The sequence below is a fragment of the Flavobacterium oncorhynchi genome (genome assembly GCF_002217355.1).
In the GTDB taxonomy this organism is placed as follows: domain Bacteria; phylum Bacteroidota; class Bacteroidia; order Flavobacteriales; family Flavobacteriaceae; genus Flavobacterium; species Flavobacterium oncorhynchi.
This window is the reverse complement of the sequence record NZ_MUHA01000007.1, coordinates 568,922-581,852: the sequence shown is the minus strand read 5'-3', so window position 1 is coordinate 581,852 and position 12,931 is coordinate 568,922. Positions and strand designations below refer to the sequence as shown.

Annotated in this window: 6 protein-coding genes; 3 read left to right on the top strand and 3 right to left on the bottom strand. The window is 34.4% G+C overall.

Annotated features, from left to right (window positions below):
* Window positions 1–150 precede the first annotated feature (150 nt).
* The 3 genes from B0A75_RS08005 to B0A75_RS07995 all read left to right on the top strand — a co-directional run bounded on the left by B0A75_RS08005 (window position 151) and on the right by B0A75_RS07995 (window position 6,049).
* Window positions 151–2,358, top strand: coding sequence for a TonB-dependent receptor (locus tag B0A75_RS08005; protein WP_089053758.1), 2,208 nt, complete (start codon window positions 151–153; stop codon window positions 2,356–2,358).
* Between the two features lie 146 nt (window positions 2,359–2,504).
* Entirely contained in the window at window positions 2,505–4,613 is a 2,109-nt protein-coding gene (locus B0A75_RS08000; protein WP_089053757.1) for a prolyl oligopeptidase family serine peptidase, read from the top strand.
* 440 nt (window positions 4,614–5,053) lie between these two features.
* Complete coding sequence (locus B0A75_RS07995; RefSeq protein WP_089053756.1) at window positions 5,054–6,049, top strand: Gfo/Idh/MocA family protein; 996 nt, start codon at window positions 5,054–5,056, stop codon at window positions 6,047–6,049.
* 126 nt (window positions 6,050–6,175) lie between these two features.
* Here the strand turns inward: B0A75_RS07995 and B0A75_RS07990 are convergent, their stop codons facing one another.
* From B0A75_RS07990 to B0A75_RS07980, 3 genes are all read right to left on the bottom strand, one after another.
* A complete protein-coding gene (locus B0A75_RS07990; RefSeq protein ID WP_089053755.1) occupies window positions 6,176–7,105 on the bottom strand; it encodes an outer membrane beta-barrel protein in 930 nt (309 codons plus the stop codon).
* Window positions 7,106–7,282: 177 nt separating this feature from the next.
* The gene (dnaE, locus tag B0A75_RS07985; protein ID WP_089053754.1) at window positions 7,283–11,812 is read right to left on the bottom strand and encodes a DNA polymerase III subunit alpha; all 4,530 of its coding nucleotides are present in this window, start codon (window positions 11,810–11,812) and stop codon (window positions 7,283–7,285) included.
* A 165-nt stretch (window positions 11,813–11,977) separates the two neighbouring features.
* A complete protein-coding gene (locus B0A75_RS07980) occupies window positions 11,978–12,397 on the bottom strand; it encodes a DUF417 family protein (protein ID WP_089053753.1) in 420 nt (139 codons plus the stop codon).
* Window positions 12,398–12,931: the final 534 nt, after the last annotated feature.

Genomic DNA, 12,931 nt, shown 5'->3' with positions numbered 1-12,931 from the left:
ACTCGAAATAATCTTTACATTTTTTTTAAATCTAGATTCAAAATAACATTGAGTTACCTAATCCTATTTTATTAATTAGGATCAGAATGCTGCATTGTAGTTTTAGTTTTTATTTAAAAGAAAAAACAATTAACTATAGCATAATTTCAAATGAAAAAAATAATAATTGCCCTTATTTTAGGGTTTTCGGGCTTGTTATCTGCCCAAAATTCAGTTTCAGGTATTGTAACTGATACTCAAAATCAGCCTATGCCGGGCGTTTCTGTTTACGCACCAGAATTACATAAAGGAACAACTACTGATGCAAACGGAAAATACGAATTAAATAATCTGCCAAACGGAAGTTTACGACTTGCTTTTTCGTTTGTTGGATTTGCTACTCAAAATAAAACAATCGTCAAATTAGTAAAACAAAATACATTAGATGTAAACCTTGCAGAATCTATCTTAGAAATGGATGAAGTTGTAGTTTCTACTCCTTTCAACAAACTGCAATCGCAAAACGTAATGAAAATTGAGCACGAAAGCATCAAAACTTTACAGCAAAAAGGAACCTCAACTTTAATAGAAGGTTTAGCAACAATTCCGGGAGTTTCTCAAATTTCGACTGGAACTTCTATTGGAAAACCAGTAATTCGAGGATTAAGCGGTAATCGTGTTTTAGTTTATTCGCAAGGCGTTCGTATCGAAAATCAGCAATTTGGCGATGAACATGGTTTAGGTTTAAATGATGCAGGAATCGAAAGTGTCGAAGTTATCAAAGGACCTGCTTCTTTGCTTTATGGTTCTGATGCTTTGGGAGGTGTTTTATATTTTAATCCTGAAAAATTTGCTGATGCCGGTGATTTTAAAGCTAATTTCAGTCAAAAATATTTCACCAATACACAAGGAAGTAACTCTTCTATTGGATTGAAAACATCTACTGACAATTGGAAATTTCTAGCACGTGGAAGTTACAACACCCATTCTGATTATAAAATTTCTGGCGGTGATCGCGTGACGAATTCTCGTTATAATGAAACTGATTTTAAAACTGGAATCGGTTACAGCAATTCGACTTTCTCAAGTGTTTTGAGATACAATTACAACAAACTTGACATTGGAATTCCAGAAGATGGAATCGCAGAACAATCTTCAAGTAAAGACACCCAATTTCCTAGACAAGGAATTTTTAATCATTTATTGAGTTTAAACAATGTTATCTTTTTTGAAAACTCAAAGTTAGATGTTGATTTGGGCTATATTGCCAATGACCGAAGTGAATTTGAGGACAGCAACGATGCTTCTCTTCATATGAAATTGAATACTTTTAATTACAATGCCAAATATCATTTTCCAAAATTCGGAAAAATTGAAACTATTTTGGGCGTTCAGGGAATGCACCAAACGAATAAAAATTCTGGTGAGGAATATTTAATTCCTGATGCAACGACGAATGATTTTGGAGTTTTTGGAACTGCAAATTATGAATGGAAAAATAGCGTTTTACAAGCTGGTCTGCGTTTTGACAATAGAAATATTACTTCTATTGCGCACGGAATCGAAGGCGAAGAAGGTTATTTTCAAGCTTTAGACCGTTCTTTTGACAGCTTTAATGCTTCGTTGGGATATAAAACAAAATTAGCTGAACCATTAACATTGAGATTAAATGTTGCCAGCGGATTTAGAGCGCCAAACTTAGCAGAATTAACTTCAAATGGTGTTCACGAAGGAACAAATCGTTATGAAATTGGAAATGCTGATTTGAAAACGGAACAAAATATTCAAACTGATTTGAATCTGGAATACAAAAACACACATTTTGAGTTTTTTGTAAATGGTTTTTACAATCACGTAAACAACTATATTTATACATCTCCAACAGGAGAAATTCGTGATGAGAATGATGTATTTGCTTATGTTCAGGATAATGCAAAATTATATGGAGGTGAAGCTGGACTGCATTTTCATCCGCATCCACTAGACTGGTTACATTTTGAAACAAGTTTTGAAACTGTAATGGGAAAAAAAGATAATAACGATTATCTGCCTTTAATTCCTGCCAACAACTGGAACAATACGCTTAGAACTGAATTTAATATTAAAAATTGGCTGAGCGAAGGTTTTGCTTCTTTGAATGTTTCTTCGACTTTTAATCAAGATAATGTAAGCGGTTTTGAAACTGCTTCAAAAGGTTATACTTTGGTAAATCTAGGTTTTGGAGGAACAGTTAAACTTGGAAAAACTGCCTTTGATGTGAACTTAAACGGAAACAATTTATTTGACAAAAAATATATTGCACACCTTTCGAGACTAAAAACAGACGGCATTCCAAACATTGGAAGAAACATTGTTCTAGGCATTAACTTTAATCTGTAACATTTTTAAACCATATTAGTCATATAAGTAAATATAAGCTAAGCACTTAATTAAAATGAACTTAAATGACTGATATGGTTTAACTTTTTCCATTCATTTTTCACAACAAAAAGTGCTATTTTTGTTACAACAGATAAAAACTAACTATGAAAAAAACATTTTTATTGATGGCAATCACAACTGCAGGAATTTCATTTGCTCAAAATAAAATTCAATATCCAGAAACCAAAAAAGGAGAAACTGTTGATGTCTATTTTGACACAAAAGTAAGCGATCCGTATCGTTGGCTTGAAGATGATAAATCTGCTGAAACGGGCGCTTGGGTTAAAGCTCAAAACGAAGTTACTTATGCTTATCTAGATAAAATTCCGTTTCGTGACGAACTTAAAAAACGAATGGAAAAACTTTGGAATTACGAAAAAATCGGTGCTCCATACAAAGAAGGAAAGTTTACCTATTATTCAAAAAATAATGGTCTTCAAAATCAATCTGTAGTTTACAGAAAAGATCAGAATGGTAAAGAGGAAGTTTTCTTAGATCCAAATACATTTTCTAAAGACGGTACGACTTCGCTTGGCGGATTAGATTTCTCTAAAGACGGAAGCAAAACTGCTTATTCAATTTCTGAAGGTGGAAGCGACTGGAGAAAAGTTATTATTATTGATGCTGTATCAAAAAAAGTTCTTGAAGATACTTTGGTTGATGTAAAATTCAGCGGTATTTCATGGCTTGGAAACGAAGGTTTCTATTATTCAAGTTATGACAAACCAAAAGGAAGTGAATTGTCTGCAAAAACAGATCAACATAAATTGTATTTCCACAAATTAGGAACTTCTCAAAAAGAGGATAAAGTAATTTTTGGTGCAGATCAAAAAAGAAGATATGTTGGAGGCTACGTTACTGAAGACAATCGCTTTTTGGTAATTACAGCAGCAAATTCTACTTATGGAAACGAACTTTATATTAAAGATTTAAAAACGCCAAACAGTCCAATTGTAACCATTGTAGACAACTTCAACACTGATAATAATATTATCGAAAATGAAGGAAGTAAATTATTTATTCACACTGATTATAAAGCTCCAAACGGACGTGTGGTTACTGTAGATTTTAGTAATCCAAAACCTGAAAACTGGAAAGACTTTATTAAAGAAACAGAAAATGTTTTATCGCCATCTACAGGAGGCGGATACTTTTTTGCTAATTATACAAAAGATGCCGTTTCGTTAGTTTTACAATACGATTACAATGGTAAATTAATTCGCGAAATCAAACTTCCTGCGGTTGGAACTGCCGGCGGATTTGGTGCGAAAAAGGAAGAGAAAATTTTATACTACAGCTTTACAAATTATACAACTCCAGGAAGTATTTTTTCTTTTGAACCAAAATCTGGTAAATCAGAAATTTATCAAAAACCAAAAGTTGATTTCAAAAGTGAAGATTATGAATCTAAACAAGTATTTTATACTTCAAAAGACGGTACAAAAATCCCGATGATTATTACGTATAAAAAGGGAACAAAATTAGACGGTAAAAATCCAACGATTCTTTATGGTTACGGCGGATTCAACATTAGTTTAACTCCAAGTTTCAGTATTGCAAATGCTGTTTGGATGGAAAACGGAGGTGTTTATGCAGTTGCCAATTTAAGAGGTGGCGGTGAATATGGTAAAAAATGGCACGATGCAGGAACTAAACTTCAAAAACAAAATGTCTTTGATGATTTTATCGCTGCTGCTGAATATCTAATTGCTCAAAAATATACTTCATCAGATTATTTAGCAATTCGCGGAGGATCTAATGGTGGATTATTAGTTGGAGCAACTATGACTCAACGTCCTGATTTAATGAAAGTAGCTTTACCTGCAGTTGGTGTAATGGATATGTTACGTTACCATACTTTTACTGCTGGAGCGGGTTGGGCATACGATTATGGAACAGCTCAAGACAGCAAAGAAATGTTTGAATACCTTAAAGGATATTCTCCAGTTCAAAGCGTTAAAAAAGGAGTTCAATATCCTGCAACTATGGTAACAACAGGTGATCATGATGACCGTGTAGTTCCTGCTCACAGTTTTAAATTTGCTGCTGAACTGCAAGACAAACAAACAGGAAACAATCCAGTTTTAATTAGAATTGATGTAAAAGCAGGACACGGAGCAGGAAAATCTGTTGCGGCTACAATTCAAGAGAATGTAGATATCCAGGCTTTCACACTTTATAATATGGGCTTTAAAGCTTTGCCTAAGAAGTAAGACTTTAAAAACTTAATTTTTTAGCCACGAATTGCACTAATTTCCACGAATTTTAATTGTGGCGGATGTGTAAATCGTGGCTTACTTTTTTGCCACTGATTAAAAGAATTTGATGGATTTAAAATCTGTGAAAATCTTTTTACTCTGTGGCTTTATTAATTTGTTTCCCCGCAGATTCTGCAGATTTAGACAGATATAATTAGATTAAAAAATCTGCGCATATCTGCTTAAATCTTTTTAGATCTGCGTGAAATTAATTCGTGAATTCGCGGCTAACTTTTTTGTTCGATATTTTTCTCACGCAGATTTAGCAGATAGGCAGATTTTTTTACACTATGAATCAGCAGGAAAAATAAATTAGTGAAAATTAGTGTAATTCGCGGCAAACCTTTTTTAAACAACCCATTTCTCTTAAATTTGAGAAACCAAAATATCCAAAGATGAAAATTATAAAATGGGGAATTATAGGCTGCGGTAATGTAACAGAAGTAAAAAGCGGACCTGCTTTTCAGAAAGCTCCAAATTCTGCTTTAGTTGCTGTTATGCGCAGAGATGCAGCACTTGCAGAAGATTATGCCAAACGCCATAATGTGCCAAAATGGTACTCGAATGCTGCCGATTTAATAAATGATCCCGAAGTAGATGCGGTTTATATTGCCACTCCTCCATCATCTCATAAAGAATATACCATTTTATGTGCCAAAGCTGGAAAACCTGTCTATGTTGAAAAGCCTATGGCTTTGACTTTTGAAGAGTGTAATGAAATGATCCGCGTTTGCAAAGAACATAACGTGCCTTTGTTTGTTGCTTATTACAGAAGAAGTTTGCCCCGATTTTTAAAAATAAAAGAATTAATTGACAAAGGAAAAATAGGAACTATAAGACATGTAAACTGTGTTTTATACCATCCTTTTGAAGCACGTTATGATGATGAAATCAATCTTCCATGGACGGTTTTACCTCATATTTCCGGCGGCGGAATTTTTGTTGATTTAGCTTGTCATACTTTAGATTTTCTAGATTATGTTTTAGGTCCTATAAAATCAGTTCGCGGACATGCTACTTCTCAGTTAAAAGCATATCCAGCAGAAGACTCTGTTTCGATGTCATTTTTATTTGAAAATGGTATTCACGGAACGGGTTTATGGAATTTTACCAGTTTTGAACGTTACGATAATACCGAAATTGTTGGTGATAAAGGAAAAATCTCGTTTTCGACTTTTGGAAATGATCCAATTCATATTCAATATGCAAATGGAGAAAAAGAAAGTATTGCAATCGAAAATCCGCTTCATATTCAACAGCCGCTTATAGAAACAGTAATTGCTGAACTTTTAGGTAAAGAAGGATCTTCTCCATCAAAAGGAATTTCGGCATCGAGAACAACTTGGGTTATTGATGAAGTTTTGAGAGAGTTTAGAGAAACTTCAAAATAGTACTTAATTAAATTGCCTCCTGCTTTAGCTGGNNCCAGCTAAAGCAGGAGGCAACTTTAGAAAAAAACAAAAAAAGGATATTCATAACGAATATCCTTTTTTCTAAAAACTAAAAACTTCTATAAATTATAGGCTGTATTTAAGACCTAAAGTCAAACCTAAACCTGAGATTCCAACATAAGAACTTAACTCATCCATTGGTTTATCTTTATTAACTCCGTTTGGATTTGTTGCAGCGTTGTTAGAATTAACATCTAAACCATCTCTATAATTTGTATGAATTTGAGCTGTTGATCTAGTAGCTAAAGCATCATTACCATTCACTGTAAATTCAGTTGTTTCTTTTGTTTTACCGTGTACCGTAAAGTTTCTATATTCTAATTCAGCAAAAGCAGAAATATGTTTTCCTAATTTGTATGAAGTTCCTAAAGCTGCTGTAAATCCAATAGTTGGATTTGGTTTTACTTTATCAACACTATGAACATCTCCAAAAGCAACTGGTGCTCCTGTAGTTGGATTAAAAGCGATTGGAGCACGTGCATCTGTAGTAATTTCTAAATCTCCATGAACTGGAACTAAAACACCTACTTTAGTATACGGCTCAAATCCTTTGTGCTCTCCTAAAAACAACACTAAAGCTGGAGCAATATCAAACGCAGTAATTTGACCTACTGATTTAAAGTTATATACACCGCTTGGCGTAATTGGCATATCTGATGTAGTTTGCGCCATTGTTTTATCATTACTAGTGTAATAATTTGCTCCTAACTCAACTCCTAAACGAGTATTAAATCTATATCCAGCAGTAATACCAGTTCTAAATCCTTGACCAAAAGAACCTGTAATACTTTTTTCAGAAACCAATTTTCCTCCTACATAAGTTCTATTCATTGCATCATGTCCTCCAACTGTTGGAAACTCAGTTGAAGCAGTTTGGTTGAAATATGATCCACCCAATTTGAAATACCAGCTTTCTGGTTTGTCTGCTTTTTCAGTTTGTGCAATTGTGGCCATAGAACAAACTAATAATCCTAATAAAAATAGGTTCTTTTTCATAATTCTGATTTAATTAATTTATACAAACATAGAATTTTTTAACATATTCTTATCGTTTGCATTGTTAGACTTGGAACGAAATCGTTGTAATTTGGAGCAATATTACTAAAAAACTATTATGCATGCATAATTTTAACACTAAAAAAATGCATTATTCTAAATTTTAACTGTTAAAATTTAGTTCAGCTTAAAATTTACCTGTAATTTCTCTAATTCCTGAAGCAGCTCAGCAGAAATCCTAATCTTTAATCTGCGGCTTGGCATTGTTAATTTGGTAACAACTTTTATTTCTTCAATTTCATTTACTTCCTGAATCTTGGTTTCTTGCCCTGCATCTTCATTTTCATCTTCAAAAACAGCATCGTCGCTTTCTTCAAAATCAGCGGGAGTTTCTACCTCAACAAGTCGTTTAATTTTTTCCAATTCCATAATCTCAAAAGTCACCGAGTTTTCGCCTTTATTTTCATTAAACAAATGACTTAGTCTATGAATAAATTCGGTTTGAAGATCTTGAATATTCAGCAAAACAATCAGTTTTTTAGCAAAAGCTTCCATAATGTCCTGCAATTGTCTGATTTCGACAAACTGCATTCTTGGATCTGATTTTTTACCCGTATCATGGTTTACCCAACCATCTTTTATTAGTATTTTTAGAAAGGCAAAATTATTCTGTATCAGAAAATGTCGGAATTTCAGATATTCTTCTCCAAAAATCTTAAACTCATAACTTTCATCATAACCTTCTAAGTTAAACACTGCCCAGCCTTTTCCGTTTTTTGCCACACGGTGCTGTACATTATTAATAATTCCGGCAAAGTTTAAATTTTTACCCACAAATTCATTCATGCTTTTCAATGATTCTAGTCGAGAATTACAGAAATACTTCATTTCAAATCTAAAATCATCAAGCGGATGTCCGGAAATATAAATCCCGACAACTTCTTTTTCTTTGGCCAGTTTTTCCATTGTACTCCAATCTTCACATGCAGGAATAATTGGCTCTGCAATCTGCACTTCGCTTGCTTCTCCAAATAAACTTACTTGTGATGAATTTTCATTTTCTTGAAACTTTGATCCATACCGAATTGCTTTTTCATAAAATGTAATTCCATCGCCATCATCATGAAAATATTGTGCTCTGGTTGTTCCTTCAAAAGAGTCAAAACCACCAGCAAGTACTAAGTTTTCAATCGCTTTTTTATTGGCTGCACGCAAATCAATTCGCTGCGCCAAATCAAAAATCGATTTATATCTTCCGTCTTTTCTGTTTTCTACAATCGTTTCAACCGCTCCAGAACCAACCCCCTTAATCGCTCCCATTCCGAAACGAACTGCGTAATCATCGTTTACTGTAAATTTATAATACGATTCATTTACGTCTGGCCCCAAAACTTGTAATCCCATACGTTTACATTCTTCCATGAAAAACGAAACCTGTTTGATATCGTTCATGTTATTCGAAAGTACCGCCGCCATATATTCAGCAGGATAGTGTGCTTTCAAATAAGCTGTTTGGTATGCAATCCAGGCATAACAAGTTGAGTGCGATTTGTTGAAGGCGTAACTCGCAAAAGCTTCCCAGTCTTTCCAAATTTTCTCCAAAACTTTAGCATCGTGACCTTTTTGCGCCGCTTGTTCCACAAACTTCGGCTTCATTTTATCTAGTACATCCTTTTGCTTCTTACCCATCGCTTTACGCAAAACGTCGGCCTCACCCTTTGTAAATCCTGCCAAAGACTGAGACAAAAGCATTACCTGCTCTTGGTAAACTGTAATTCCGTATGTTTCAGACAAATATTCGGCACAGGCATCTAAATCGTATTTGATTTCCTCATCGCCATTTTTTCTTCGAACAAAAGATGGAATATATTCCAAAGGTCCCGGACGATAAAGTGCATTCATTGCAATTAAATCTCCAAAAACCGTCGGCTTTAGATCTTTCATGTATTTCTGCATTCCGGGTGACTCATATTGGAAAATCCCAACAGTTTCACCTCTCTGGAAAAGTGCATACGTTTCTTCGTCATCGATTGGAAAGGTGTCTGGATCCAATTCAATTCCTGTTCTATATTTTACCAGTTTTACTGTATCTTTTATCAGCGTAAGGGTCTTCAGACCCAAGAAGTCCATTTTCAACAATCCCGCACTTTCTGCAACCGAGTTATCAAACTGTGTTACATACAAATCAGAATCTTTTGCTGTAGTAACTGGAACATAATTCGTAATATCTGATGGCGTAATGATTACACCACACGCGTGAATTCCCGTATTACGCATCGATCCTTCAAGGATTTTTGCCTGTTGAATGGTTTCACCTGCCAAATCATCTTCATTGGCGATCGCAATTAATTCTTTTACATTATCAAATTCGTCTGAACGAAGGGCTTTTTTGACTTCTTCTTCACTCTCCGAAATAAAACGCGCCAAATTCCATTTTGACGGCATCATTCCCGGAATCAGTTTTGCAATTCTATCGGCTTCGAACAATGGTAAATCCAATACACGAGCCGTATCACGAATAGCCGATTTGGTTGCCATTTTACCATAAGTGATAATTTGCGCAACCTGTTTCTGACCGTATTTGTTGATTACATATTCCATTACACGTCCACGACCCTCATCATCAAAGTCGATATCAATATCGGGCATCGATACACGATCCGGATTTAGGAAACGCTCAAAAAGCAAATCGTATTTAATTGGGTCAATATTGGTAATCCCGAGGCAGTAAGCAACGGCAGAACCTGCTGCAGATCCACGACCGGGCCCTACAGAAACGTCCATATTTCTAGCTTCGGCAATGAAATCCTGTACAATTAAGAAATAACCCGGATAACCTGAATTCGAAATCGTTAATAACTCAAAATCGAGACGTTCTTGAATTGATTCTGTAATTTCACCGTATCTTCTTTTGGCTCCTTCCATTGTAAGGTGTCGCAGGTATTTATTTTCACCACGAACACCTCCGTCAGCTTCATCTTCTTCAACAACAAATTCTTGCGGGATATCAAATTTAGGAAGCAATACATCACGATAAAGTGAATATCCTTCTACTTTATCGACAATTTCCTGAATGTTAATAATGGCTTCGGGTAAATCGGCAAAGAGTTTTTTCATCTCTTCTTCGGACTTGTAATAATATTCCTGATTTGGAAGTCCGTAGCGATAACCACGACCACGGCCAATAGGCGTTGCCTGCTTCTCACCATCTTTTACACAAAGTAAAATATCATGTGCATTGGCATCTTCTTTATTTAAATAATAGGTATTATTGGTTGCAATTAGCTTTACATTATGCTTTTGCGAAAATTCAATCAGAGTTTTGTTTACGCGATTTTCATCTTCCTGATTATGGCGCATCAATTCTAGGTAAAAATCATCACCAAATTGTTCCTTCCACCAAATTAACGCTTCTTCGGCTTGGTTTTCACCAATGTTCAGAATTTTACTCGGAATTTCTCCATATAAATTTCCAGACAAAACCATAATATCTTCCTTGTATTTTTCGATAATCGCGCGATCAATTCTAGGAACATAATAAAATCCGTTGGTAAAAGCGATAGAAGACATTTTAGCCAAATTGTGATATCCATTTTTGTTTTTGGCTAACAATACAATCTGGTTTCCGTTATCTTTTTTACTTTTATCTAAATGGTTTTCACAAACATTAAATTCGCAGCCAACAATTGGTTTTATCTCCGTTTCAGTCGGTTCTTCTCCCGCTTCAACCAAAGCTTTATTTTTTCCGGAAGCCGCTTTATTGTGATTCATAACGGCGCTCACAAAGTGAAATGCTCCCATCATGTTTCCGGTATCGGTCATGGCAACAGCAGGCATTCCGTTTTTAGCAGTAGCTGCAACAATATTCCCAATTCCGATTGTCGATTGAAGAACCGAAAACTGTGTATGATTGTGTAAATGCGAATATTTTGCCGCTTTAAAATCTTCTCTGTCAGAATGCGAAACTGCAGGTTCTTTACCAACAGATTCTAAAGCTTTTAGCTGCTCTCTGATTTTATCAGAAGCCGCTTTTAAATTGATGTGTTTTAAACCAATTAATGGAAACTCCTGCGGATTTCTTGCCTGAAATTCTTTAAAATACTCTTTCGGGACATCAAGTTCTTCTTTGGTAAAAACCTCTCTTCTAATTAACTCCAAGAAACAACGAGTCGTTGCCTCAACGTCGGCAGTTGCGTTGTGCGCTTCTGCAAAAGGTTTATCAAATAAATAACTGTGTAACTCTGTTAATGTTGGCAATTTAAATCTTCCTCCACGACCTCCAGGAAGCTGTAATAACGAAGCTGTAACCTCTGTACAAGTATCCAGAACAGGCATTGTGCTCATTGGCGAATCTACACCCATTCTATGGAATTCGGCACCCATAATATTAACATCGAAACCTAGATTCTGCCCAACAATAAATTTAGTTTTGCTTAAAGCAATATTGAATTTCTCCAAAACTTCTGCCAGCGAGATTCCATCAGCTTCTGCTAATTCAGTCGAAATACCGTGAATACGTTCTGCATCATACGGAATATTAAATCCATCTGGTTTTACCAAATAATCCTGATGTTCAATAAGCTGTCCCATTTCGTCATGAAGCTGCCATGCGATCTGAATACAGCGAGGCCAGTTATCAGAATCAGTTATTGGAGCATCCCAGCGTTTTGGTAATCCAGTAGTTTCGGTATCGAATATTAAATACATAAGTTTAAAAAGGCAAAATTAAAGTTCCAAAATCCAAATTTTACAACACATAAAACACTGATTTAATGCGCTGTACAAAATAGCAAAATATAGAATAGAGGAATTTCAAATTTAGTCTTTTTTTAAACAATTCAACTAGTGAATTTGTTAAGAAAAGCACTTATTTTATTCCTTCCCTTTTACACAAACCATTAACGAAATTGCCAAATATGGAATATCTTTTAAAATAAAAAAATCAGTTACGGGAAAACCTTCTACACTTTTAAAAACACCAGGAGTTGTGATTAAAAAACTTAATGTTGTAATAAATATGATAGCAGAAGCGCAGCCAGCATAAAGACCGATTCTCTTAAGAAATAAAGATGCAAGTAATCCCAGCCCAGTCAGAACTTCAAAAATTCCGATAAAATTAGAAACCTGCTGTACTGACATAACTTTATACATCCAGCTCATTACAAAATGATTCTCGACCAAACCTTTTATTGCTTCAGCTTCGACGACAGTAAATTTGAAAAGACCTACCCAGATTAAAATAATTACTGTTCCTAAAACTCCCAATGTGTAAGCGAATTGATTTAAATTCATGGTATATTTATTTAAAATTAGAGGTTCCAATATTAGAAGTTCTTTTTAAAAGTAATTGTCAGCTAGTTGTCATAATCAATCAATTTACCAATTATGATATTTTAGTTTTCATTTAATTTCATTCTAAAAAACAAAAAAATACACTTCTTGGATGTCGTATTATTTTATCTAAAAAAAGACATTAAAAATGTTTCTAAAATCTAATTCTAAATGCTTATAAAAGTGTTTAAACACCTGATTTCAAAAACAAAAAAAAGAATCCAAAACTACTAATTATTACTATTTTTACTCAATTTGTTACATATTTTCAAACAAAATGCTCTTTTTTACAGCTATTTTGAAATAAATTTGCAAACTATCAAAACAAAAAACAATTAAGCAGGATTTAAGCAAAAAAAGAAAAACAAAATCAATTCCTTATCCCTTTCTAGACAAAAATTAAAGACGAAAAAAGCCATTTCGCAATTTGTATTTTAGTTTGGGTATCGTATATAATGAAATATTGAAATTGACGCCTTTGTATCTTTTTTTACT